Source organism: Bradyrhizobium sp. AUGA SZCCT0158, assembly GCF_018130065.1.
Classification (GTDB): domain Bacteria; phylum Pseudomonadota; class Alphaproteobacteria; order Rhizobiales; family Xanthobacteraceae; genus Bradyrhizobium.
The window spans coordinates 23,481-48,699 of sequence record NZ_JAFCME010000003.1; the positions used below are offsets into that span (position 1 = coordinate 23,481).

Annotated in this window: 23 protein-coding genes; 9 read left to right on the forward strand and 14 right to left on the reverse strand. The window is 62.3% G+C overall.

From position 1 onward, the window contains the following. The first annotated feature begins 72 nt into the window (after positions 1-72). Positions 73-294, forward strand: coding sequence for an antitoxin (locus JQ574_RS04925; RefSeq protein WP_212209354.1), 222 nt, complete (start codon positions 73-75; stop codon positions 292-294). 35 nt (positions 295-329) lie between these two features. Continuing rightward, complete coding sequence (locus tag JQ574_RS04930; protein WP_212209353.1) at positions 330-755, forward strand: hypothetical protein; 426 nt, start codon at positions 330-332, stop codon at positions 753-755. Positions 756-811: 56 nt separating this feature from the next. Here JQ574_RS04930 and JQ574_RS04935 read toward each other — a convergent pair whose 3' ends face one another. The 5 genes from JQ574_RS04935 to JQ574_RS04955 all read right to left on the reverse strand — a co-directional run bounded on the left by JQ574_RS04935 (position 812) and on the right by JQ574_RS04955 (position 8,163). Beyond that, positions 812-2,071, reverse strand: coding sequence for an adenylate/guanylate cyclase domain-containing protein (locus JQ574_RS04935; RefSeq protein ID WP_212209352.1), 1,260 nt, complete (start codon positions 2,069-2,071; stop codon positions 812-814). Between the two features lie 243 nt (positions 2,072-2,314). Beyond that, a complete protein-coding gene (locus JQ574_RS04940; protein ID WP_212209351.1) occupies positions 2,315-4,975 on the reverse strand; it encodes a nitrate reductase in 2,661 nt (886 codons plus the stop codon). 12 nt (positions 4,976-4,987) lie between these two features. After that, complete coding sequence (gene nirD / locus JQ574_RS04945; RefSeq protein ID WP_212209350.1) at positions 4,988-5,323, reverse strand: nitrite reductase small subunit NirD; 336 nt, start codon at positions 5,321-5,323, stop codon at positions 4,988-4,990. 11 nt (positions 5,324-5,334) lie between these two features. Then, positions 5,335-7,794, reverse strand: a complete 2,460-nt coding sequence (gene nirB / locus JQ574_RS04950) for a nitrite reductase large subunit NirB (RefSeq protein ID WP_212209349.1) — start codon at positions 7,792-7,794, stop codon at positions 5,335-5,337. A 111-nt stretch (positions 7,795-7,905) separates the two neighbouring features. Next, positions 7,906-8,163, reverse strand: a complete 258-nt coding sequence (locus JQ574_RS04955) for a hypothetical protein (protein WP_212209348.1) — start codon at positions 8,161-8,163, stop codon at positions 7,906-7,908. A gap of 138 nt (positions 8,164-8,301) precedes the next feature. Between JQ574_RS04955 and JQ574_RS04960 the strand changes: the two genes are divergently transcribed. The 3 genes from JQ574_RS04960 (at position 8,302) to JQ574_RS35650 (ending at position 12,790) form a co-directional block, all read left to right on the forward strand. Next, on the forward strand, positions 8,302-9,561 hold the full coding sequence (locus JQ574_RS04960) for a NarK/NasA family nitrate transporter (RefSeq protein ID WP_212209347.1): 1,260 nt from the start codon (positions 8,302-8,304) through the stop codon (positions 9,559-9,561). A gap of 66 nt (positions 9,562-9,627) precedes the next feature. Beyond that, entirely contained in the window at positions 9,628-11,301 is a 1,674-nt protein-coding gene (locus JQ574_RS35645; RefSeq protein WP_212209346.1) for a bifunctional protein-serine/threonine kinase/phosphatase, read from the forward strand. A 127-nt stretch (positions 11,302-11,428) separates the two neighbouring features. Further along, entirely contained in the window at positions 11,429-12,790 is a 1,362-nt protein-coding gene (locus JQ574_RS35650) for a DUF1186 domain-containing protein (RefSeq protein WP_212383352.1), read from the forward strand. Between the two features lie 25 nt (positions 12,791-12,815). On the opposite strand, the gene JQ574_RS04975 is transcribed toward JQ574_RS35650, so the two are convergent. From JQ574_RS04975 to JQ574_RS35830, 5 genes are all read right to left on the reverse strand, one after another. Next, positions 12,816-13,616: an AMP nucleosidase gene (locus tag JQ574_RS04975; protein ID WP_212209344.1), complete on the reverse strand. Its 801-nt coding sequence runs from the start codon at positions 13,614-13,616 to the stop codon at positions 12,816-12,818. A 98-nt stretch (positions 13,617-13,714) separates the two neighbouring features. Then, positions 13,715-14,947, reverse strand: coding sequence for a rhodanese-like domain-containing protein (locus JQ574_RS04980; protein WP_212209343.1), 1,233 nt, complete (start codon positions 14,945-14,947; stop codon positions 13,715-13,717). A 101-nt stretch (positions 14,948-15,048) separates the two neighbouring features. Then, positions 15,049-16,140: a patatin-like phospholipase family protein gene (locus JQ574_RS04985; RefSeq protein WP_212209342.1), complete on the reverse strand. Its 1,092-nt coding sequence runs from the start codon at positions 16,138-16,140 to the stop codon at positions 15,049-15,051. A 118-nt stretch (positions 16,141-16,258) separates the two neighbouring features. Further along, entirely contained in the window at positions 16,259-17,503 is a 1,245-nt protein-coding gene (locus JQ574_RS04990) for an FAD-binding oxidoreductase (RefSeq protein WP_212209341.1), read from the reverse strand. Positions 17,504-17,594: 91 nt separating this feature from the next. Beyond that, positions 17,595-18,197: an isochorismatase family protein gene (locus JQ574_RS35830; protein ID WP_212383354.1), complete on the reverse strand. Its 603-nt coding sequence runs from the start codon at positions 18,195-18,197 to the stop codon at positions 17,595-17,597. Positions 18,198-18,445: 248 nt separating this feature from the next. Here JQ574_RS35830 and JQ574_RS05000 point away from each other — a divergent pair, with 248 nt between their 5' ends. After that, positions 18,446-19,612, forward strand: a complete 1,167-nt coding sequence (locus JQ574_RS05000; RefSeq protein ID WP_212209339.1) for a S9 family peptidase — start codon at positions 18,446-18,448, stop codon at positions 19,610-19,612. A 112-nt stretch (positions 19,613-19,724) separates the two neighbouring features. On the opposite strand, the gene JQ574_RS05005 is transcribed toward JQ574_RS05000, so the two are convergent. Both JQ574_RS05005 and JQ574_RS05010 read right to left on the reverse strand, forming a co-directional pair. Further along, positions 19,725-20,168: a cupin domain-containing protein gene (locus tag JQ574_RS05005; RefSeq protein ID WP_212209338.1), complete on the reverse strand. Its 444-nt coding sequence runs from the start codon at positions 20,166-20,168 to the stop codon at positions 19,725-19,727. Between the two features lie 2 nt (positions 20,169-20,170). Next, positions 20,171-20,854 carry a helix-turn-helix domain-containing protein gene (locus JQ574_RS05010; protein ID WP_212209337.1) on the reverse strand — a complete coding sequence of 228 codons (684 nt, stop codon included), beginning with the start codon at positions 20,852-20,854 and terminating at the stop codon, positions 20,171-20,173. A 138-nt stretch (positions 20,855-20,992) separates the two neighbouring features. Between JQ574_RS05010 and JQ574_RS05015 the strand changes: the two genes are divergently transcribed. Further along, the gene (locus tag JQ574_RS05015) at positions 20,993-21,550 is read left to right on the forward strand and encodes a nuclear transport factor 2 family protein (RefSeq protein WP_409363405.1); all 558 of its coding nucleotides are present in this window, start codon (positions 20,993-20,995) and stop codon (positions 21,548-21,550) included. A 56-nt stretch (positions 21,551-21,606) separates the two neighbouring features. On the opposite strand, the gene JQ574_RS05020 is transcribed toward JQ574_RS05015, so the two are convergent. Then, positions 21,607-22,611 (reverse strand): YafY family protein, encoded by a 1,005-nt coding sequence (locus tag JQ574_RS05020; protein WP_212209336.1) that lies wholly within the window; start codon positions 22,609-22,611, stop codon positions 21,607-21,609. Between the two features lie 167 nt (positions 22,612-22,778). On the opposite strand from JQ574_RS05020, the gene JQ574_RS05025 reads away from it, so the two are divergent. Together JQ574_RS05025 and JQ574_RS05030 are read left to right on the forward strand one after the other, a co-directional pair. Continuing rightward, entirely contained in the window at positions 22,779-23,114 is a 336-nt protein-coding gene (locus JQ574_RS05025) for a DUF1127 domain-containing protein (RefSeq protein WP_212209335.1), read from the forward strand. 524 nt (positions 23,115-23,638) lie between these two features. Continuing rightward, entirely contained in the window at positions 23,639-24,397 is a 759-nt protein-coding gene (locus JQ574_RS05030) for an SDR family oxidoreductase (RefSeq protein ID WP_212209334.1), read from the forward strand. A gap of 283 nt (positions 24,398-24,680) precedes the next feature. Here JQ574_RS05030 and JQ574_RS05035 read toward each other — a convergent pair whose 3' ends face one another. Then, positions 24,681-25,034 (reverse strand): DUF2200 domain-containing protein, encoded by a 354-nt coding sequence (locus JQ574_RS05035; protein ID WP_212209333.1) that lies wholly within the window; start codon positions 25,032-25,034, stop codon positions 24,681-24,683. Positions 25,035-25,219 lie beyond the last annotated feature (185 nt).

The window sequence follows — 25,219 nt, forward strand, 5'->3', positions numbered from 1 at the left end:
AAGGATCAGGCGCCTCTTGTGATCAGACAGGTTTTGGCCGATGTCTATAGCATATGCCTTGGAGATGAGCCCATGCCTGAGCAGAGGCGCGTCAGACTGTTTCGCAATGGCCGCAGCCAGGCGGTCCGCATTCCTGTGGAGTTCGAATTGCCAGGCGACGAAGCTATCATGCATCGCGACGGCAACCGCTTGGTGATCGGGCCAGTGCGCAAACGCGGACTGATCGCCTTGCTCAAGGCGATGAAGCCGCTTGACGGGGCGTTGCCTGAAATCGGCGATGTATCCGTGGCCTGAACATGGAAAATTGGCTTGCTTGAGACGGCAGACCCATGCCCACTGATTTTCAGGAATTACTTCTCGCATACGAATACGTAAGCAGCGGGGCCGGCCTGCATCAGGCCTTCCTGTGCAGACGGACGGGCAAGATCCTCTGGCATTCCGATTTTTCCGATCACGATGAATTCAACGACGAGTTACCCGACGACATCGAGGACGACGAGAAATACATCGCAATCCCCGACAAACGGGAGCTCGATCTCGGCAAACCCATGGCGCTGAATTTTGCGCGTGAATTTCTGTCTGATGACTTCGACGAGGTCAGATATATGTTCAGCAGGCGTGGTGCCTACAAGAAATTTCGGGCGCTGCTGATCCGCAGGAATGTGCTTGAGCGCTGGTATGATTTCGAATCGAAAGCCACTGCGCGCGCGTTGCGCGAATGGTGCGAGATCAACTCCATTGAAATCACCGGCTGACGCCGCGCAACGCAGTGCATCACCCTTTTCGGGCGGCGGCGGCGCAAAGCGCTCGCTCATTCCTGTTTCCAGAAGCGCTCGTTTGGCATTATCCCGGCTGGATCAGCAGAAAATTCGGGTCTGATGCGGTTGAGATAATACATATTCACCAAACCCTGGTGCTTCACTTCGACGGCACCACGGGCGTCGGTCTCGAAGCGCGTCTTGATGTGCTGCCAGGTCGATTCGGCGATGCTGATGCGACCGGGAACACCGGCGGCTTCGACGCGCTGGGTAATATTCACGGTATTCCCCCAGATATCGTAGGTAAATTTGTGTTTCCCGACGACGCCGGCGATGACTGGCCCGGTATTGATTCCAATTCTCACCTGCCACGCCGGCAGGTGCAGCTTCTCGCGTTGCCGATTGATCCTGGCCAAATGATCGATGACCTGCAGCGCCGCCAACGCGGCATCGATGGCGTGCGAGCGATTGGGCTCCGGCACGCCGCCAACCGCGAGATAGGCGTCTCCGATCGTCTTGAGTTTTTCGAGGCGATGCTTGGCCATGATGTCGTCGAACACGGTGAAGTGCTGGTCGAGCTGGTCAATGACGCTCGCCGGCTCCATGGTTTCGACCAGCCGGGTGAAGCCGGTAAAATCGATCAGGATCACCGTCGCAGAGTCGAAGAAGCGCGGCTGAACGCGGTCATTTGCCTTGAGCTCGGCTGCGATCGATGACGGCAGGATGTTCAGCAGCAGCTTGTCCGATTCGGCCTTGCCGACAATTGCGTGGTCGCGCGCACGCTCCAACTCACGCAGCATCTCGTTGCGCACGAGCAATTGCCGGCGCAATTCGAGGTGAACCATGGTCTGCCGTGCCAATCGTCTGAGCGCCTCCTGCTGCTCGAAGGTCATTTCTCGCGGCTCGAAGTCGATCACGCACAAGGTGCCCAGGGCATGACCATCCTGCGTGATGAGAGGAACGCCGCAGTAGAAGCGAATGTGCATATCGCCCGTCACAAGCGGGCTGGTATTGAACCTTTGATCCTTTATCAGGTCGGGAACGTAGAGGATGTCGTTGTTGCAGATCGTGGCCGTGCAAATCGAAATTTCGCGCGGGCATTCCGAAAGCTCTGCGGGAAGTGGGCCGTATTTCGCCTTGATCCATTGCCGCGATGCGTCGACGAAGCTGACCAGGGCGGCGGGGCTGCCGCAGATCTGCGCCGCCAGTTCGGTGATTTCGTCGAATCCAGGTTCTGGAAGCGTGTCGAGGATCGCGTAATTCGCTAGCGCGACAAGGCGTCCGGGCTCGTTGGCTGGAAGCATTTGGTTCATGACAAGCCCTTCGCGTTAGCAGGGTCATCAAGTCTGGTCGCGATACACGGGCCGTTACATAGCCGCATCTTTCCGTCGTGAGAGACGAACACGGCTAGGCGTCAGAAAGTTCCTGGAGCCATGCTGTCGGCTCAAATTAGCACAGTGGGGGCTGAAAGACGAGCGATGGGAAGAGTACAGTGGGAACGCGTGGCCGACATCGCCGGCAGAATGGCCCGGCAAATAGGCCGGGAATCGAAAAACTTACGCCGGCAGGGGTTTTGGCACAGGCGCGCCATTGAGCAGCTTGCCGATCTCCGGCTTGCATGCCCCGCAATTGGTGCCGGCTTTTAATCGTTGACCAATGGCTTCGACATTTAGCGCGCCTTTGTTGATCTCGGCCGAGATTTGCCGTTGCCCGATGCCGAAGCACGAACAGACGATCGGCCCGATATCTTCGCCGGCTTCCAGCGGCTGCCCTGTGAGCAGCGACATCCGCGCCTTTGGCGAGAGCGTGTTTTCCGCGAACAAATTGGTCAGCCATGAACGCGACACCAGTCTGTGGTCCGAGGCGATGAAGATGCATCCCTCCAACCGCCCGTCGCGAATGCTCGCATAGCGATACCGGCCGATGCTCGGATCGCGATAGGCGAGCCATTCGATGTCCGCCTGCTCGGCGCGGAGCTGCGCGCGCGCCCAATCGCGCCAGCTCGCCGGCCGTTCCTCGATCGCCAGCTCCATGCGCCAGCACATGCCCGCCCGTCCGGAAACCCAGTAGCCCTGCTCCGGGCGCTCGATCTCGTAACGGCTGAGAATAAAGGCATGCCATTTCGGCAGATAGGGCTCGGCCTTCACGGGCGTATGCTTGGATTCCGGCTGTCCGGATATCGGGTCGGTCGCGGGATTGACCAGCGCGTTGATCAGGCCGTCGCCGGCATACTCGCCATTCCAATGCATCGGCACGAACACGCAGCCGCGCCGCTGTTCGGTGGTGACGGTCACGCGCGCCACCATCTGGCCCCAGGGACTGGTCAGCCGGGCGAGCGCGCCATCTTCGATACCGGCCTTGCGCGCATCCTCGGGGTGGAATTCCGCACAGGGTTCGAACATGTGCATCATCAGTCGCGGCGCTTTCCCGGTCCGCGTCATCGTATGCCACTGATCGCGAATCCGGCCTGTGTTGAGGACCAGAGGATGCTCGCGGCTGGTCGGGTTCTTGGGCGGTCGCGGCACGACCGGAACAAAGCGCGCCTTGCGATCGGGGGTGAAGAAGCTTCCGGACTCGAACAGCCGCGCCGTGCCGGTCGGATAATCCCGCGTCACCGGCCATTGTACCGGGGCGAGCGTTTCGTAAGCGCGATCATCGAGCGTGCTCAAGGCGGAGAGATCGAAGTCCCGCGCGCCATTATTCTCAAAGCCCGACAGGCTGGCATGCTCCCGAAAGATCTCGGCGACGCTCATATAGTCGAAGCCCGAAAATCCCATGCGGCTGGCGACATCGCAGATGATCCGCCAATCCGGACGCGCGGCGCCGGGCGCCGGCATGAACGGCCGTTGCCGGGAGATGCGGCGCTCGGAATTGGTGACCGTGCCGTCCTTTTCGCCCCATGCCGTCGCAGGCAGCAGCACATCGCCGTGACGCGTGGTGTCGGTATGCCGCACGCAATCCGACACCACGACGAGATCGCAGGCATCCAGCGCGGCGCGAGCGCGAGTTGCATCCGGCAGGCTGACCAGCGGATTGGTGGACATGATCCAGACCGCCTTGATGCGGCCGGCGGCCATCGCGTCGAACATCTCGACCGCCTTGAGCCCGGTCTTGTCGGCGATGACGGGCGAGCGCCAGAACCGCTGCACGAGTTCGCGATGGCGGGGGTTCTCGATCTCCATATGGGCGGCGAGCTGATTGGCGAGGCCACCGACTTCGCGTCCGCCCATCGCATTGGGCTGGCCGGTCAGCGAGAACGGCCCCATGCCGGGTTTTCCGATCCGCCCGGTCAGCAAATGGCAGTTGATGATCGCATTGACCTTGTCGACGCCGCTGCTCGACTGGTTGATGCCCTGCGAGTAGAGCGTGACGACACGCTCGGTCTTGGCGAACCAGCTGAAAAACTGCTCGACTGCACCGCCCGTCAGCCCGCAGACATCGGCCGTGTGCGCCACGGTCTGGCCGGCGACTTGCGCCAGCGCCGCCTCGGCGCCGGTGGTGAAATCGCCGACGAACGCGCCATCGGCCGCCTTGTTCTTCGCAAGATAGGCCAGCAATCCGTTGAACAAAACGGAGTCGCTGCCCGAACGAACCGGCAGATGCAGATCGGCGCCCTCGCAGGTCGCCGTCCGGCGCGGGTCGATGACGACGATGCGGCAAGCGGGATTTTTCGCCTTCGCCGCCAGCATGCGCTGGTGCAGGATGGGATGACACCAGGCCGCATTGGATCCGACCAGGACCAGCAGGTCGGCCAGTTCCAGGTCTTCGTAACACCCCGGAACGGTGTCGCTGCCGAAGGCGCGCTTGTGACCGACCACGCTGGAGGCCATGCACAGCCGCGAATTGGTATCTATATTGGCGGTGCCGACAAAGCCCTTCGCGAGCTTGTTGACGACGTAGTAGTCCTCGGTGAGCAGCTGGCCCGAGACGTAGAACGCCACCGCGTCAGGCCCGTGCTCCCGGATTGCCTTGCTGAATCCATCGGCGACATGGCCGAGCGCGGCATCCCAGGTCGCAGCGCGGCCGTCGACCATCGGCTCGAGCAGGCGTCCTTCCAGACCGATGGTTTCAGCCAGCGCCGATCCCTTCGCGCACAGCCGCCCGAAGTTTGCCGGATGCACCGGATCACCCCGGACCGTGACCGCCCCGGCCTGGTCCCTGTCGGCCACGACGCCGCAGCCGACACCGCAATAGGGACATGTCGTCTTGACTGGCACGCGTCGTTACCCTCAATCAGCGGAAGCGGTGACTACCTCACGAACGGACAGCCACACGGTGCCGTTCTCCACCTTGGCCGGATACGAGTGCGCGCATCCCTCGTCAGGAGCGACCGCCTCGCCGTTCGCAAGCTCGATGACAAAATTGTGCAGCGGACAGGTGACGCGCTTGTTGTGCACGATGCCTTGCGACAACGGTCCGCCCTTGTGCGGGCAGCGGTCGTCGAGCGCGAATACCTCGTCGTCTTCGGTCCGGAATACCGCGATGTTTCCCGACGCCGTGCGCACCACGCGGGCGCCGAGGCGCGGAATCTGGTCCAGAGCTCCGATTTCAATCCACCGTGTCATGCGAGCTCCGGTCATGCGAGTTCCAGCTCCGCCATCGGCGCAAACTCGTTGCGATCGACACCGCGTTGGGCGCGTTCCGCCCATGGATCGCTTTGCGAGAACTGCTGCGAATACACGAAGCGGTCGTACAGCGCTTTGCGGTTGGTGAGGTCATCGACCACCTGCTTGCGGATGGCATCGAGACCGACACGATCGCACCACTTGTAAATCCGCTCCAGATACCAGCCCTGCTCGCGATAGAGCTGCGTCAGTGCCGCGATCAACTCCAGCGTCTCCTCCTCGGTCGCCACCTTGGCGAGGAATTCGGTTCCCTTGATGTGAAGGCCGGCAGCGCCCGCGAAATGGATCTCGTATCCGGAATCGACGCAAATCACGCCGACATCCTTGCAAGTCGATTCGGCGCAGTTGCGCGGACAACCCGATACCGCCATCTTCACCTTGGCCGGGGCCCACGACCCCCACATGAATCTTTCGATCTTGATGCCGAGCCCGGTCGAGTCCTGGGTGCCGAAGCGGCACCATTCCGAGCCGACGCAGGTCTTCACCGTGCGCAGCCCCTTGGCATAGGCATGCCCTGACACCATGCCAGCGTCGTTGAGGTCGGCCCATACCGCGGGCAGATCCTCCTTCTTGACGCCGAGCAGATCGATGCGCTGGCCGCCGGTGACCTTGACGGTCGGAATCTTGAACTTGTCGGCGACGTCGGCAATGGCCCGTAATTCATCCGGCGTGGTGACGCCGCCCCACATCCGTGGCACCACCGAATAGGTGCCGTCCTTCTGGATGTTGGCATGGACGCGTTCGTTGATGTAGCGTGACTGCTGGTCGTCGCGATATTCGCCGGGCCAGGTGGCGAGCAAGTAATAGTTCAGCGCCGGCCGGCAGGAATGGCAGCCGTTGGCGGTCTTCCAATCCATGAACTTCATGACGTCGGGAATGGTCTTCAGCTGCTGCTCGACGATGACGCGGCGCGCGTCGTCATGGCTGTGATCGGTGCACTTGCACATCGGCTTGACCTTCGGCGCCGTCGAGTAGTCGCCACCGAGCGTGAACGCAAGCACTTGCTCGACGAGGCCGGTACATGAGCCGCACGATGACGACGCCTTGGTGTGGGCGCGCACGTCATCGATCGTGAACAGCTTCTTTTCGGAGATCGCCTTTACGATGGTGCCCTTGCAGACGCCGTTGCAGCCGCAGATCTCCGCCTCGTCGCCCATGGCGGCGACCGAATTCTGGCCGGCGTGACCGCCGTCGCCGAGATTGGCCGCGCCGAATACCAGGCGCTCGCGCATCTGCGAGATGTCGGTGCCGTCGCGCAGGTGCTGGAAATACCAGGGCCCGTCGACCGTATCGCCGTAAAGCACGGCGCCGACGATCTTCTTGTCGCGCAGCACGATCCGCTTGTAGACGCCGCGCGCGGCGTCCTGCATCACGACTTCTTCCTTGTCGGCGCCGGGCGCGAAATCGCCGGCGGAGAACAGATCGATGCCCGTCACCTTCAGCTTGGTCGAGACCACCGATCCCGAATAGCTGGCAAAGCCCTTCATGGCGAGCTGATTGGCGCAGACCTTGGCCTGATCGAACAAGGGTGCGACCAGGCCGTAGGTCTGGCGACGGTGCTGCACGCATTCGCCGACCGCATAGATGCGCCCGTCATAGGTCTGCATGGTGTCGGAGACGACAATGCCGCGCTCGCAATGGATGCCCGCCTTCTGCGCGAGTTCGATGTTCGGGCGGATGCCGACGGCCATTACGACCAGGTCGGCCGGCAGTTCCTCGCCGTCGGCAAAGCGCACGCCGGTGACGCGGTCCTCGCCCAGGATCGCCTGCGTCTGCGCCGGCATCTTGAACACCATGCCGCGCTCTTCCAGCGACTTGCGCAACATTCCGCTGGCAACCGGATCGAGCTGTCGCTCCATCAGGCAGTCGAGCAGATGCACGACGGTGACGTTCATGCCGCGCTTCATCAAACCGTTGGCGGCCTCGAGGCCGAGCAGGCCGCCGCCGATCACGACGGCGTTCGGATGGCTCGTCGAGGCTTCAACCATGCGCTCGACGTCCTGGATATCCCGAAAGCCGATGACGCCGGGAAGATCCTTGCCCGGAAGCGGCAACATGATCGGGTTGGAGCCGGTCGCGATCAGCAGCCGATCATAAGCGACGCGCGCGCCCGTGGCGGTGACGACTTCGCAAGTGCGCCGGTCGATCATCACGATCGTCTCGCCCTTGCGCAGCGTAATGCCGTTGTCGTCGTACCATTGCTCGGTATTGAGCATGATGTCGTCGACGGACTTCTCGCCGGAGAGAACCGGCGACAGCAGGATACGATTGTAATTGCCGTAAGGCTCGGAACCGAACACCGTGATGTCGTAGAGGTCAGGCGCACGCTCAAGCAGCGTTTCCACTGTGCGGATGCCGGCCATGCCGTTGCCGATCACCACCAGCTTCTGCCTGCTTACTTTCTCGAGCATGATCTGCCTTTCGCATTCCGACGACACCGCGCGTCGACGCGACATGCGTCGTCGATCGGTGGAAGAGAGATTGGGAGTTTTGAGGAGCCCATCCGCGGGCAGTGACCATCATCAATGACGATCGATATTTCCTTCAATACAAAACGCGTGCCAACTTTGGCGCAGCGATTCCGCAAGCAATATCAATAGCTTTACGGACTGCCGCGAATTCGGGCGCTTGTGCGCACCGCACAAAAAAGCACCACCTTGCGCGTTTGAGTGGCGCGGGATGCTGCCCGCTGCAGCAAGTCGGGTTTTCTTCCCTGTCGGTGGAATAGCGGTCAACGCGTTGCGATTAAAGGCAAAGTGCCGCTCGCGATCGAATGGCACGGTTATTGCTGCCTTTAGAACCAATCGAGACCGTCTCAATGACGAGTACGGCTCTCGCTTTCACCACATTCCATCAGATGTGCCGAGACCCGCCGCACCTGTGCGCATGCTCGGCCGCATGATCGCGAGGCTGTCGCAATGAAGTTTGCTGAGTTCAAGAAGGCTGGCCATTGGCCGACGCTGCTGGCGGCGTTTCTTTACTTCGACATCAGTTTCATGGCCTGGGTCGCGCTCGGCCCGCTGATGGTCTACATCGCGCACGACATGAACCTCGCGGTCAGCGAGAAGTTTACGCTCGTGGCCATCCCGGTTCTGGCAGGCGCGCTGCTCCGCGTCCCGATGGGTATCCTCGCTGATATCATCGGCGCCAAGCGAACCGGCATTATCGCGCAGCTCATCGTCACGGCGGCGACGGCCTGGGTCTGGCGGTACGGACTCGACAGCAAACTCGCGATCATCATCTTCGGCCTGGTGCTCGGCATTGGCGGCGCGTCCTTTGCCGTCGCCCTGCCGCAGGCGAGCCGCTGGTACCCGCCGCAATATCAGGGCGTGGTGATGGGCATCGCAGGCGCCGGCAATATGGGCGTCGTCATCGATACGATGCTCGCACCGACGATCGCCGAACATTTCGGCTGGCAGGCCGTGTTCGGGTTCCTGCTGATTCCGATGGTGCTGGTGCTCGCGTATTACGTCTTCGCGGCCAAGGATGCGCCGGGCGAACGCAAGCCGATCTCGCTGAAGGCCTATGCCACGCTGCTACGCGATCCTGATAGCCGCTGGTTCATGTTCTTCTACTTCATCACTTTCGGCGGCTTCGTTGGCCTCGCCAACGCGCTGCCGCTGTATTTCACCGTGCAGTATCATGTGTCCGGTGTGGCGGCGGGTCTGCTGGTCTCGCTGATCGTCGCCTTTGGCTCCGGCTTCCGCCCGGTCGGCGGGCTGATTGCCGACCGCATCGGCGGCATCCGCTCGCTGTCGGTGCTGTTCGCGGTTGTCATCGCGGCTTATCTCGCCATCGCCTTCATGCCGGAAGGACCGGCGGCGCCATCAGCGGCGGGCTGGTCGCTGCTGCAGATGCCGCGCATCGCGTGGATGTCGGTGCTGCTGTTCTCGGTCGGCACGCTGGCACTCGGCATGGGCAACGGCGCGGTGTTTCAACTCATCCCGCTCCGCTTCCGTCAGGACATCGGCCTGATGACCGGCCTGGTCGGTTGCGCCGGAGGCGTCGGCGGCTTTTTCCTGGCCCAGGCGCTCGGCACGGCCAAGGCCGCAACCGGCGGCTTCGGGGCCGGCTTCGTGTTTTTCGGGGCGCTGGCATTGCTTGGCTTTATCGGACTTGCCATGGTCAAGGTCCGCTGGCGCACCACATGGGGCGCGGTTTCGGGGGCGCGGGTCTGACGACGCGCGCTTTCAAAGGCTCGGCAGGTCTCTGACGTGACGATCGGTTCGCAGAGAAATCTTCAGGTGCGTGTCGGTTTCGTCAGCGAGACCGGCAAGCGGGTGACCAACGAAGACTACGTCGCGGCCTGCCTCGGCCAGACCGGCGCATTCAACCGCGACATCGTTGCCGCGGTGGCGGATGGCGTCGGAGGCCACAAGGGCGGACGGGAAGCCGCCGAACTGACCGTGCGTTGTTTTCTCGACGCCTACTATGCCCTTCCCGAAACGCTGGGCGTCCGGCGCATCGCCTCGCGGGCGCTAGAGGCCACGAACAGCTGGATCCATGCGCAGGGCCGCGTCGACTCCAGGCTCAGCGGGATGAGCTGCGCGTTCTCGTCGATCATCCTGTCGCGCCGCACCTGTCATATCGTCCACATCGGCGACACACGCGCCTACCGTTTGAGCGAGGGCCGCCTCGAGCGGCTGACCAAGGATCACGTCGCCGGACGCGGCGACCTCGCCCACGTGCTCAACCGCGCCATCGGCTTCGAGGATTTCGCGCGCGTCGACTATGCCGCGGTCGGCCTGCGGCAACATGATCGACTGCTGATCTGCAGCGACGGCATTCACGGTGTCCTCGACGACGGCCGCCTGCAGGTCCTGCTCGACGAGCGCGCTTCACCTGAGGAAACCGCGCGCAAGCTGGTGGACGTGGCGCTGGCCGCCGGCAGCAGCGACAACATGACCGCGCTGGTGCTCGACGTCATCGACCTGCCGCCGGCCGACCGCAACGAACTCACCCACGCCATCGAAACCCTTCCCATCCTGGAGCTGCCATCGTCGGGTGAGACCATCGACGATTTCGTTCTCCAGGAGGTGCTGTCCGACGGCCGCTATAGCCGGCTGTTCGTCGCCACCGACAAGCGGCAGAACCGCAAACTGGTGCTGAAGTTTCCGCATCCGCGCGTCGCCAGCGAAGGTTCCTATCGTCTCGCCTTCGTGCGCGAAGCATGGGTGGCGGCCCGCGTCAGGAGCCTGTGGATCGGCGAAATCATCGAGGTTCCCGCCGGGCGCCAGACGCGGCTGTATTCGGTGATGCCGCTGTACGAGGGCGAAACGCTCGAACATCGCCTGAACCGCTCGCCGCAGCTCTCGCTCACCGAAGGCATCGGCATCGCCACCAAGCTGGCGCGCGCGATAGCGACCTTGCATCGCGCCGGCATCATTCATCGCGACATCAAGCCTGATAACGTCATCCTGCTGACGGCCGGCGGATTGCGGCTGGTCGATCTCGGCGTCGCCCGGGTGCCGCTGCTCGAGGACTTCCCCGCCCAGGACATTCCCGGCACGGCGAGTTACATGGCGCCCGAACTGTTCAGCGGGCGCGCGGGAGACGAGTTTTCCGATCTCTATGCGCTGGGCGTGACCGTCTACCGCATGTTCAGCATCGCCTACCCCTATGGCGAGATCGAACCGTTTTCGCGGCCACGCTTCGGCAAGCCGGTTTCGCTGTCGCGTTACCGTCCCGACCTGCCGGCCTGGCTCGATGCCGTGATCGGCAAGGCGCTCGCCGTCGATCCCACGCAGCGCTTCGGCGACGTCATCGAATTCGCCCACGAACTGGAAAATGGCGCCATGTGGGCGAAGCCCGCCGCCGAGAAGCGGCGCGCGCTCTATGAGCGCAACCCGCTGGTGTTCTGGAAAGTATTGTCGGCGAGCCTCGTCATCCTGGTCGCGATACTGCTGGCGTGGCGCTGACCCTCAGCGACGGCATCCGCCGGAACCCCGACGCGTGGCAAAGCGCCGTTTACTGCCGGTATTTCTGACGGCTATGATAAGGGCTGCAAACTTGCCCTGACATTGGATACACAAGCGAGACCGTTCCGTGCAAATCCTTGAGCAATTGGGTTCCGGCGAGGGCCTGCCGACCGAGGCGATCCGTGCGGCGACCGCCGATCGATCAACCGTGGCGCCGCTGCTACTGGACGCCATCGACAGATGCGAACCGAAAGACGAAGTCGAGGAGAACGGCCTCTTCATCGCGTTCCATCTTCTTGGCCAGTGGCGGGAGAAATCAGCATATCGCACGATCGCGCGCTTTTTGCGCCGGCCGGACGTCGAATTGATTCTCGGCGATGCCACGACGGCGACCAGTCACAAGGTACTGGCAAGTGTTTTCGATGGCGATCCAGGTCCGATCTACGACATCATTCGAGATCCCAAGGCGGACGAGTTCGTGCGCTGGAGTGCCCTCGACGCCCTCGTGATACTGGTTTTTCGCGGCGAACTCGACCGGGCTGCGGTCGCCGATTTCTTGCGGTCGGCCTTCGACGATTTGCAGCCTCGGGATGTGTGTGCCGTATGGGACGGCTGGCAGGGCACGATCGCAGTGCTGGGGTTGGTCGAACTCGAGCCTCTGGTGCGCGAGATATTCCGGCTCGGCTTCAATGACCCTATGTTGAAGGATTTGAAGGATTTCGAGGATGATTTGAAGGAGGCCTGCGCCGGCGGCCCGCTTCAGCCGTGGCGGCGCAGGGAGTACGAGCCGTTCGGTGATGTCATCGAGGAATTATCGGGCTGGGAGATAGTCAATCCGGAGGAATATCAGGATCAGATCGCTGACGACCCGAGCCTCGATCCGTGGCCGGCGATGCCGGCGCACAACCCGTTCCGCAATGTCGGCCGCAACGACCCCTGCCCCTGTGGCAGCGGCAAGAAATTCAAGAAGTGCTGTATCGACAAGGCGAGACTGCCGCAAGTCGCATCGCCGGGCGATCCTTTCGACATCGACGATCCCATCGACATAGACGAAGTGTATGAATTCGACGACGTCGAAGCCCGGATTCGGGACTACGACCCGCTGGTCGAGCCTGATCCAGGCGACTGGCTCGCGACCGACGAGCAACGACGTCTTGACATGATCGAGCACTACCACCGGCGCGCCGGTATTAAGGTGGAGCGCGCAGCAGCGCATGCGGCCATGCACGTGGTCGTCGAGAACCAGATCGCGGAAGGAGATCGATTGCCGGTCCGCCGCACCCTGCTGCGGCTGATGACCGAGGGACTCGATCGTCACGAGGCGATCCATGCGATCGCCTCAGTCCTTACCTTTCATATCACGGAGCAGTTGCGCGAAGCAGATGCGCAGGCTCGGCGGCCCGAGCAACAGTCCGACCGCGACGTCACGGGCCCTTATTTTTCCGAGCTTGAAAAGCTGACGGCCGAAAGCTGGCTGCGCTCCGGGTGATATTCCTAGCCGACGCTATACCTTGTCACGTCTCGATCCCGCGGTCGAAATCGTCTTCGAAGCGCAAATGCTTGACGCTGCGGCCGCGGCGGCGCACCAGCTTCAGCGCTTCGATCCCGATCCGGATGTGGATCTCGACATAGTTCTCGGTCACTGTCCGGTCCGATGCTTCGGTCTTCACACCTTCGGGTATCATTGGCTGATCGGACACCAGAAGCAGCGCGCCGGTCGAAATATGGTTGGCGAATCCTGCCGCGAAGATCGTCGCCGTCTCCATATCGATCGCCATGCTTCGCGTCCGGCGCAAGATTTCCTTGAAGCGGTCATCGTGTTCCCAGACGCGGCGATTGGTCGTGTACACGGTGCCGGTCCAATAGTCGCGACCGAGATCGCGGATCATCGTCGACACCGCGCGCTGCAACTCGAACGCGGGCAGCGCGGGGACCTCCGGCGGCAAATAATCATTCGACGTCCCCTCGCCCCGGATCGCCGCGATCGGCAGAATCAAATCGCCAATCTGATTTTTGCGCTTCAGCCCGCCGCACTTGCCGAGAAACAACACGGCCTTCGGCGCGATGGCGCTGAGCAGATCCATCACGGTCGCGGCGTTCGGGCTTCCCATGCCGAAGTTGATCAGCGTGATGCCGTCGGCCGTCGCGTTGGGCATCGGTCGATCGATGCCGTTGACCAGAACGCCGTTCCCAGCGGCGAACCATTCGACGTAATTGTCGAAATTGGTCAGGAGAACATAGTCTCCGAATTCGGAAAGCTGTGTGCCGGTGTAACGCGGCAGCCAGTTCTCCACGATGTCCTTTTTGTCTCGCATTGCCTTTCGACTCACCTCGCGGCGCCCAGCAAGGCCAAGACTATCACGCCGACAAGGACTGTGCCGTCGCCTTCGGCATCAAATTACGAGGTAGCCATTCAAATCACGAAGAAACCATGGCTGGCGTCGCGCCGGAGCTGGTCGACCAGGCCATATTCCCAATCGAGATAGGCCTGCATTGCAGCGGTCGAGGCATCGGTGCCCTCATAGGGACGCCGGTAGCGGTGCGACGGATCGGGCCTTGGCAGGACCACCGGCGGGCCGACTTCGAGCGCGCCGTCATAGCCGCCATCGAGCACATAAGTTTCCCATCCCATCTGCGCGAGCCAGGACGCGGTCATGTCGGCGCGGACGCCGAGATTGTCGGACAGAAGCATCCGCGCGCCGCGCACCGGCGCGGCCATGTCGATCTCCTGCACCAGCTGCCCACCGGCGTAATGGCGGAAGCCCGGGAGGTGACCGGCGGCATATTCCTCGGCATCGCGGACGTCGAAGCGATAGAGGGTGCGGCTGGTCTGTGCCGCCATCGCCCGCGCCTCTTCCGGGCCGACACGGCGGACGCCGGCGCGATAGGCGACATCGCGCGCATTGGCTTTTGCATTCTCGGAAGCGCCGATCGCACCACGACGGCCAGAGCCGTGCTCCAGATCCTGCTTTGCCAATGTCCAGCCGATGGTGCCGTTGCGCAGCGCCACCACTTTATTGGCGACGCCGGCATTGATCAGCGACTGCGTGCCGATGATCGAGCGGGTGCGGCCGGCGCAATTGACGACGATGGTGGTTTCGGGATCCGGCGCCGCCTCGCCGGCACGCAGCACCAGTTCGCCACCGGGCACGCTGATCGAGCCCGGGATATTCATGGTCGCGTATTCATCGAAGCGGCGAACGTCGAGAATCCTGATATTGGCCTTGCGCGCAATCAAGGCGGCGACTTCTTCCGCCCCAAGCGACGGCGTGTGGCGGCGATGCTCCACCAGTTCCCCAAACGCCTTGGCGTAGGAATTGACGTCCTGGAACAGCTCATAGCCCGCCGCCTGCCAGCCCTGCAGCCCGCCTTCGAGCGCGCGGACGTTGGTGTATCCCAGCGCTTTGAACCGATCGATCGCCTGCGGGACGAGGCCTTCGCCCGCGTCGTACACCACGATCGGCACGTCCTTGCGCGGCAGCCGCGTCTCGGCTTCGAGCGCGATGCGGCCGGCCGCCATGTTGGCGGCAAACAGCGGATGGCCGGTGGCGAAAGCCGCCTCATGCCGCAGATCGAGCAACGCGATTTCATCGCGCAGCAGAAGCGCGGTGCGTATTTGCGAGGGTGTGACGGTGGGTGGGGTCATGGCGCGGCGGGTCTGGAGGTGGCGTTGCTGCCGTCATCGCACAACGCCGCGAATAATTCACCAGCAAATAACGACGCGCCACCCTTCGGCACATTGCATATCTAGAGATACACTTCGTCGATATTGACGGACGATTCGACGCCGAGCTTGACGAAATGGCTCGTCAGCCAGTCGTTCGCGCATTTCCGGCCCTGGTCGCGAAGGAAAACCAGAAAATCCCAATCGGCGTTGTATTTGCTGGTCGGGCTGAGCGCCCCCATGAATTCATCATCGGCGACGCTATGGATGAAGATCTGCCGGACGTCTCCGCCGACGATGTGGTTTTGCTTGACCAGCCTGGTAATGAAGCTCACCGCCCGCATCTCCCGCATCAGCGATGAATTGAAACTGATCTCATTGATGCGGTTCAGGATGTCGACTGCCGCATGCGGCAATTCCTTGCGGAACAGCGGATTGATATGAACGATGACAATATCGGAGCTCTTGCAGTTGTAGATGAGTGGGAACAGCGCCGGATTTCCCATGTAGCCGCCGTCCCAATAGGCCTCACCGTCGATCTCGACGGCGTGAAACATGGTCGGAACACATGCCGAAGCCATCACGGCCGAAGCGGAAATTTCAGCCCCCGAAAAGATCTTCACCTTGCCGGTACGAACGTTGGTCGCAGACAGGAACAGCTTGACCGGACAGTCGGCGCGCTTCAGCACCTCGAAATCGATCGATTGCTCGACCACTTCACGCAACGGATTATAGTCCGACGGGTTGAACTCATAGGGCGACAGCACGCGCGTCACGAAGCCGAGCAGCGAGAAGACCGGCGACCAGGTCAGCTTGTGGTTCCCCAGCAGCCGGTCGATCGGGCTTGGTTGCAACGGCCCCAAACTCGCCGCGTCGCTGACACGCTTCCAGTAATCGGTCAGCGCCTTGCGCGCCCCTTCGCGCCCGCCGACGGAAAGCCCGTAGGCAAAGACCGCAGCATTCATCGCGCCGGCGCTCGTCGCGCTCAATCCCTCGAAGGCAACGTCCTTTTCGTCGAGCAGCCGGTCGAGCACGCCCCAGGTAAAAGCGCCATGGGCACCGCCACCCTGTAGCGCCAGATTGATCGTCCTCACCTGGTTGGAGCGGGCCGGCCCGTCGCCGGCATTCCCTGCCTCAGGCGTTGCCGCCGAAAAGCGCCCCGAAGCCGCGTCCATCGCAGAACTCCAGTTTCAATGGTGTCGCAAGCAGTCAGGAAGAAATGTGGCTCCCGAGCACAAGATCCGCAAGCAGACCCTGGTCAATAGATATACCGAGGAAAGGCGCCATGGCACATCAGATGTAACGGCTCGGCGCAAAAGCTGTGACGTCATACGATGGCGGTGTTCCCTTGATCATGGCGGCGATCGCGGCGCCGGTCGCAGGGCCCGTGGTGAAGCCGATGTGCTGGTTGCCGAACGCCAGCCACAGGCCGGCATGCCGCGGCGCGGGGCCGATCATCGGCAGGCTGTCGGGCAGCGTCGGCCGCGCGCCGCGCCAGGTATCGCCGACCTGCTCGCCGAACTCGACCACCTCGCGCGCCAGCGGCTCCACCGCATCGATCTGGGCGTAGGACGAAGGCGCATCATGGTCGGTGAGTTCGACGCCGGAGGTGACGCGAATGCCCTGCTCCATCGGCGTCATCAGGAAACTGCCGTCGGCGTCATGGATCGGACGCCGCAATGTGCGCGCCGGGTTCGGCTTGAACTCACGATGGTAACCGCGTTCGAACGCCAGCGGCACGCGATAGCCGAGGGGCCGCAGCATTTCCGCCGACCACGGTCCGAGCGCGACCACGACATGGCGCGCGGAAAGCGCGCCATCGGCGAGCACCACGCGCCAGCCCTCGCCGTCAGGCATGATCGCCCTGATCTCCGACTGCCGGATCTCGCCGCCTGCGCCCGCGAGCATTTTGGCATAGGCCTTCACCACCGCGCCCGGCGAATCGACCGAAGCGGTCTGCGAATGCAGCAGCCCGACCTTGTAAACGGGCATGATCTCGGGCTCGAGCGCGGAAATCGCCTGGCGGTCAAGCAACTGGCTTTCGATACCAAATTCGCTCAGCAAGGCCTGTTCCCGCTTCGCCGCATCGATCGCGTCGCCGCGCCACGCCTTCAGCCAGCCGGTCTCGCGGATGCGGTGTCCCGCGCCCGCTTTCACGATCCAGTCCCGATGCAGTTGTAGCGATGCGCCGATCAGCCCGTGCAGGGCCGTCGCCCGCGGTCTGGTTCGAGACGGGATCGCATTGGCCAGAAACTGGAGCACCCATTCCGCGTTGCGAATCGACCAGCCGATATTCCAGCGCAGCGCCGCATTCCTGTTGGTCAGATATTTCGGCAGCGCGCTCCACAGCGACGGATTGTTCAGCGGCGATATCGAGCCGCTGGAGAGAATGCCGGCATTGCCGTAGGAGGTCTCGCTGCCGGGCTCACGCCGGTCGACGAGCACGACCGACAACCCCTGCTGCCGTGCGGCATAGGCCGCCGACACACCGACGATGCCCGCGCCGAGCACGATCACGTCCACTTTCTTGTCCGACATCTATTTCACCACCAGGGAATTTCGCATTCGCACCATCAGCGTCAGCCTGCCGCCGGGTGGCAACAGCGCGCCACGCGGGGACGACTGCACGTCAAGACACGGCTTCCTCCGGGAGATCGGAAGGAAATTCGCCGAATGCCGCGACCATCTTTTCGGCATGTGGCGCACCTGCCACGGCCTCGATCAGTTCAAAGAACAGCGTCTTGTAGGACAGGATGATCACTCCCTCGGACCTCAGCCTCACCAACGCAGTATCGACATTACGCGCCGACGAGAACAGCAGTTCCTCGACCGCGAAAACCTCGAAACCCATTTCGAGAAGGCCGAGGCAGGATTGCAGGACGCACACATCGGTCTCGCAACCCGCAACGACGATTTGCGTCTTCTTCAGCCGTTTCAGATGGGCCCGGATCGGCTTCTCCTTGGTGAGGTCGAAGAAATCCTTCTCGAAAACCTTTGCGGCGCTGCCGAGCGGCGCCTTGATATCCTGCGGCACCGCGCCCTTGCGGTGGACTGGTCGCTCGAGTGTGACGACCGTCGGAATACGCATATACGCAAGAAGGCGCGCGAAGTTGCGCATGTTTTTGCGCAGGCGAGAGCGGTTGCGCGGCTCGAGCTGCGCCAAAAAGAAATCCTGATAGTCGATGATTGCGCCGCAACACCGATCGGCGTGGACGCGCTTAGGGGCTGACATGCCGCGACGATAGTTCGTCCGCCGCCGTTTGGCCAGAGACGGGGCTGCGTGAATGCCGCAGTCGGGCGATCGCGCTCGCGCATGACGCGACCCATCCGTAGGCGCAGCTCCATGCCGGCTAGGTGAGATAGATCACGGTTCTATGTGGCATGAGTGGGGTTGATCATTCGGCGACACGATCGGCACGGGCCGAATGTGTGACTGCATTTTCAGGTCACACTGCACAATATGCCTGCGGAGGATCGACGATGAAGTTCATTTCAACGATCGCGGCGGCGATGGCGCTGATCACGACCATGGCGGCTTCTACACCCGGCCTGACGCTAGCCGGGCCTGCCTCGCCATCGGACCACCCGGCCCTGCTCGAAGAAATCACCTTCCTCGATATTCGCGCGCCGGGTGGAAACTACCGGCTGGAAGCCTTGATCGTACGGCTGGCCGCCGCGAAGGGACGGCTGCCGGTGGCTTTGCTCACGCATGGCAAGCCTCGGCTGCCGTCCGAACTCGTGAACATGCGCGCCCCGTTGATGGCGCCGCAAGCCCGCGACCTCGCCTATCGCGGCTATCTCGCTGTCGCCGTGGTGCGGCGAGGTTACGGGGTGTCGGGCGGGACGACGGGCCAACCCACCAATGCGGCCTATGCCAGATGCAATGATGCCGACCTGCGCCGCTATTTCTCGGTGGAGGCCGATGATCTCGAGCGCGCGCTGCGCGTCGTGGCCGGACGCGGCGATGCCGATGCCACGCAGGTGATCGCGATCGGCGGCTCCGTGGGAGGCGGCGCCGCGCTCGCGCTTGCGGCTCGCAATACCCCGGGGCTGAAGGCGGTCGTGAATCTCGCCGGCGCCATGCGGCTCACCGACGCCCAGGGGCAGCTCGCCTGTCCGCAGGATATGCCGATCGCGGCGCTGGCGTCGTTCGGCAGCCAGACAAGGACGCCGACGCTGTGGGTCTATTCGGAGAACGACGGCAATTTCGGGCCCGACGCCGCACGCAAGGTGCATGCGGCCTATGTTGCACAAGGCGGCGTCGCCACCTTGAAAATCGCTCCGTCGCTGCAACCGGCCGACGGTCACAACATCTTTGAACTTCCGGCAGGGCGGCAGCATTGGCTGGCGGCGCTCGATCCCTTCCTGCGCGCGCAGAACCTGCCGACCTGGAGTGCGCAACAGCTCGATGCCTTGATGCGGAAATATAATATGCCGGCGACCCGCCGACCCTGGCTCGAGGAATACTTCTCGCTCTACACCCCAAAAGTGCTGGTCCGCGCGCCGAATGGCGTCCCAAGCTATTCCGCAAGCACCGGCGGGCTTGAACCCGCGCAGAGATCCGCTTTGGATAGCTGCGAGAAGGCGGCCAAGATGGCCTGCAATCCGGCCATGAAGAATTTCGATATCGTGGCGACGCCGAACTGAAGGGCGCGGCCGTCGCGGCATCAACATCACCGCAGGAGCTTGCGGCGCGCTGCGCATGTAACGTCACGCGCAACGATCACGTCTTTCTGCGCGCCGCTGCAATCGGCCGCGATCAGAGATCGGTTCGTTCCTCGGAGATATCGCGCCGTTTTTCCATGTTGAAGCGCCCGGCATAAATGGGTCTGCCGCCGGTGGTTGGTCCCGGATATTGAACGATCAGGATATCGCCGCCCGTCGCCGTCTCGAACTTGCCTTCGAAATGCGGATCGGGATGAAAGATCATCGTGCCGGCAGTGTAGATGACGTCGTCGATCCTGAATTCGCCCGACAGGATGTACCAGACCTGCGCGAAATCGTGATTGTGAATCGGATGATGGGCGCCAGGCTCTAACCGTAAAATTCCGGCGTTTGGTTCGGTCGGCCGTTCCGGCCGCGGGTGAAACAGCATCTTGCCGGTTTCGCCCGGCCAACGGATGGTCTCCCACTCGAAATCGTTGATGTGCTTGGCCTCGTACGGCAAATGCTTGCCGCCGGCTGCATTGGACGCTGGTTGCATCGTCATTCTCCCTGGCTGATTTTGCTTTTGCTGGTTTTCCGCGTGCTGGATCTCGTCGGGGCCGCGGCACCGGCCACGCGCCACCAGTCGAAATGTTCGGAGGATTTGGCGTGCGAGGATTTGGCGACCACCATCAATATCCGCGCTTCATCGTCGCCGATATTGTCGGCGCGGTGCGGCAGTTCGGAATTGAGGAAGATGCCTTCGCCCGCCGCAAGCTCAAAGATTTCCGCGCCGACATGAAAGCGGATGCGGCCGGAGAGCACGTAGCAATATTCCTGCCCCGGATGCGACACCATCAGATCCATCCGGTTCTTGCGCGGGAACGATAGATGAAAGACCTCGAGGTCATCGTTCGGCATGCCGCCGGCAAACAGCCGCCAGCGATAGCCGGTGCTCGGAATGCTCTGGTCTTCGCCGCCGTCGCCGTGGCGATGCACGGTGATATCGCTGCGAAGCCGGTCCGGCGGATCGGCGAACAGTTCACTGACGCCGATGTCGAGCGCCTCTGCAATCTGGATCAGGTTGGCGACGGAGCTTGAGACCTGGCCCCGTTCTAAACGCGACACGAACGCATCCGAGAGCCCGGTGGCGTCGGCCAATTGCTTCAGTTTCATGCCGCGCCCCTCGCGCAACGCGCGGATGCGGCCGCCCAGCCTCACCAAGGCTTCGTCCTGGATTTTCATGGTATGGAGCATTTCCTGTATTTGCCTTATTGTCAATAAAAATTGCTTCACAAGCAATTTTCGATCCTAACAAACCGCAGTGGCGGCGCCTGTCGTTGATGCACCGCCAATCGCAACCCGGCATCGCGATCCCCGTTGATGAAGCTCACAACTGCGTTGCCGCTGGGAACGCAAGGATGTCTGGCCGTTCAACAGCGGGAGGCCGCAGCTTGCATCATGGACCCGCCAAAATTGCTACGGCTGCAATCTTCGGGAGGCCTCCATATGGAGAATAGCGTGAGGGAGTTGTTTGAGCGCTACGAGAACCTGTTCCGAATGGCGCTCGCGGATGAAATCGACATGGACAAGGTGGCATCCTCATACGCTGCCGCATTCGTCGCGGCGTCTCCGGCTGGCGTCAGCGTCGGCCAGAATGACGAGCACCTGAAGCAGGTGATGCTGCAGGGATTCGAAAACTATCGCCGAATTGGTACAAAGGACATGCGACTTCGCAATGTCCGTATCGCACCTATCGACGAGCACCACTGCCTGGCGCACGTCGCCTGGACCGGGATCTACGACCGAGGCAGCGAACCGGATATTTCCATTGATTTTGAGGTCCACTACCTGGTGCAGCAGCTTGAAGACGCGCCAAAGATATTTGGATGGGTATCGGGGGATGAACAAGCCGTTCTGAAGCAACACGGGATCACCTGAGGACCTTGCGAGAAACTGCGACCGGGGGCTCAGCCCATCGAGGTGCGGTGCAGCCTTCAGCGCTTGCGTGGTCGCGGCCGGCGCTCCGTCGGCTGCACGGGCGCGTAGAGGCGGACCAGCGCTTGCACCGTTACGACCAGCCGCTCGCGCAGTTCCGGGGGTTCGACGACCTCGATGTCAGCGCCGAGCGCGATCAGGTCGGACGCGGCCCGCTCAAACGACTCGATCGGGATCGTGACGCCAACCCAGCCGCCGGCATCAACAGGCGTTGCCGTCTCGGCGGCCGCCTGGGCGACGCGTGAGCCGAGCACGTCGAGCCTGGCGAGGCCGCGCGCCGTCACGCGCAGCGTGGCGTTGGAATGATAGACGCTGGTTTCGAACGCGCGTGACGAGGTGACCCAGAAGCGCGCCAGGTCGAAATCCTTCCGCCGGTCGAACGACTCCTCGGTCACGGCAAGATCGATGAAATTGGAGACGCGATAGGTGCGCGGCTGGTCGCCGACCTGCGCGACGAGATACCAGATGCCCGCCTTGAGCACGAGACCGAGCGGCTGCAGCCGGCGTTCAACCGCGCCCTCGACGCGCCGGTAGTGCACGTCGAGGCACTTCTCGTTCCACACCGCGTTGGCGATTGCCGGCAGCAGCCTTGCGTCATCGGCACCGCGGAACCAGCCAACGGGATCGAGGTGGAAGCGTGCGGCGACGCGGCCTGCGGTCGCGCGCGACCGTTCGGGCAATGCCGCGCTCAATTTCAGTTGGGCCGCGGTGAGCACGTCGGCGAGCCCGAGTTGCGCCGCCGGTCCCGGCAGGCCGGCGAGCGACAACGTCTCGGCCTCGGCGGGCGACAGGCCCGTGAGCTTGGTGCGGTAGCCGTCGAGCAATTGAAATCCGCCGCTCGGGCCGCGATCCGCATAGATCGGCACGTCAGCGGCGCTGAGCTGATCAACGTCGCGATAGATGGTGCGAACCGAAACCTCGAACTCGCTCGCCAGCTCTTCGGCCGTCATCCGGCCGCGGGCTTGCAGAAGCAACAGGATCGACAACAGCCGGCTCGCGCGCATTTCCGCAGCCTAGCAGAAAATACCTGACACATCCTGTCAGGTATGGCGGCGCATAATCAGAACAGCAATCGCCGACGCCGTCACGGGCTGGCGAGATACGGCAGAACACACTGAAATTACGAAGATATCCCTTCGAATGGCCGCAACACAGAGAACAGGAGACGATCATGTCGACATTGGTGTCAGAACGCCGTCAGCCGATCATCGCGCCCAGACTCCTGGACCGAGTCCCGGCGCAACGCTCGACCCCGCGGACATCGGCCACGCAGGAGCCCGCAGCCGCGGTTGCCGCTCCAGCGGTGGTGACGCCGCCCGCGAGCTGGAGCCTGATCCTGGGCTCGATCGTCGCCACGTTGCGCGTGTGGCGCCGCCGCAGCATGGCGCGCCGCGAACTCGCCAGCCTCGACGAGCGGATGCTCCGCGACATCGGCCTCGATGCCGGCACTGTCTACTACGAGGCAAGCCAATCATTCTGGCGAACCCCTCGCGATTGGCGAAATTGATTCGGCGGAGCGGCGAAGCGAACGGCCGTCATGGTGGTAGCGGCGACCGGCCTACATCTTTGGACCGGCGCCGAACACCAGGAAGCACAGGACCGTCGTAGACCCGAAACGGATGTCAATCTAACCTGCGGAAGCGTCGCAATCGGGAGACTGCGAACGCTTGGACGGCAATGAGGAGAACCCGCGTGAAGCGTGTGTTGATCACAAGTATGGCCGGCACTGGAAATCGGTGTCGTAGGAGAGCTAGCAGCAAGAGGCCATCGGGCCGTGGATCTGGATACGCCGGAATGGTCCGAATGGATCGACGTCGATCCCTCAGACACGCTTACGCCAGGAGAAGGCAAGGATTGGGTCTGGCGGGAGAAACAGTCCGAGCACTTCTCGCCGGGCACATTCTCCGGATTTCGTAGCTCGCGCTAATTGCGATGTCGCCGACACCGGTTGTTTGCCGACGGGAAACGGGTGGCTGGGCTGCGTACCCAACTGTTAGAGCGCCCTGGACACAACCACCTGGAGCGCTCGTCATGGAACTGAAAAACAAATCAATCATCGTCACTGGCGCAAGCAGCGGGATCGGCGCGGCAGCGGCTTTGCTGTTCGCAGCCGAGGGGGCCAATGTGGTCCTTGGCGCGCGCCGATCGGCGGAGCTGGAAGCGCTTGCTGGCAAGATCAATCAAAGCGATGGCCGGGCTGTATTCCTTCCCGGCGATGTAAGGGATGAAAACTACGCCAATGCTCTCGTCGATCTCGCCATGAGGGAGTTCGGTGGGTTGGATGGCGCATTCAATAATGCAGGCATCGTGGGAGAGATGGGACCGGTCGCGGAGATGGGGATCGCCAATTGGAACGATGTCATTTCGGTCAATCTGACAAGCGCGTTCCTGGCCGCGAAAGCCCAGATACCGGTCATGAAGAAGCAAGGGCACGGCTCGATCGTCTTCACGTCTTCCTTTGTCGGCTTCAGTAATGGGGGAATGCCGGGAATGGGAGCCTATGCGGCGTCCAAGGCCGGGTTGATCGGCCTGGTGCAGTCGCTGGCATCCGACCACGCCGCAGATGGCGTCCGGGTCAATTCGCTGTTGCCGGGCGGCACGATCACGCCAAGCGGAGGCGAGGGAAATCTTCCGGTGATGGATTTCATCGCAAATCTGCATCCCATGAAGCGAATGGCGAATGCGAAGGAGGTGGCGCAGGCAGCCCTTTTCCTGCTGTCCGACCGGTCGACCTTCATGACGGGAAGCCCGATGATCGTGGATGGCGGCATCTCCGTTCGACTGACATAGATGCCGCACGCGCGTCGTCCGGTGACCGGTGACCGGTGACCGGTGACCTATGATGCGGTAGCGCTGCAACGCGTGCCAATCGGCAAATCTGCGACGGCGGATCGCGCTTGGCTGATCCGTCCGAGGTGCTAGTTGACGTCGCGCGTCAGTGATCGTCAGCCCCCTGGACCAACTCCATCAAACGCTTGGCCTCGGCATGGCAGCGCCAGTGCCATCCGAGCGCGGGACTCTTCGCGGGCCTGGTGGTTGCTTGAAGCCCAGCGCCTCCGAAGATCACAATCGTTTACGGCTTCCGCAGAATCTTCTCCATCGCTTTCCCCTTTGCGAGTTCATCGACGAGTTTGTCCAGGTAACGGATTTCGCGCATGGTTGGTTCGGAGATTTCCTCGACGCGGACGCCGCAGACGGTGCCTGTGATCAGGGTTCGTGAAGGGTTCAGCCGAGGGGCCTTTGCAAAGAAGGTTTCAAAGTCCGTTTGCTTTTCCAGTTGCGCTTTCAACTTTTCACCACGATAACCCGTCAACCACGCGATGATCTGATCGATTTCCGCTTTTGTGCGTCCTTTTTTCTCTGCCTTGGCAATGTACAGGGGATAGACGCTTGCAAAGCTCGTTGTATAGATCCGGTGTTTCGCCATGTTGCCGTTTCCGCCTGCCGAGTCGACGCGCGCTCCTATGAGATTAGGTGCACTGCCACCATAATCCCATCGCCAATTCCTCCAGCGCTTCGGAATTCCTGCATGATACGGCGAAGATTCCACTTGGTTGAGCGCTGGCGGGTCAATATTCTGGGGACAAGGTTCCGAACGACATGGCCGGGGCG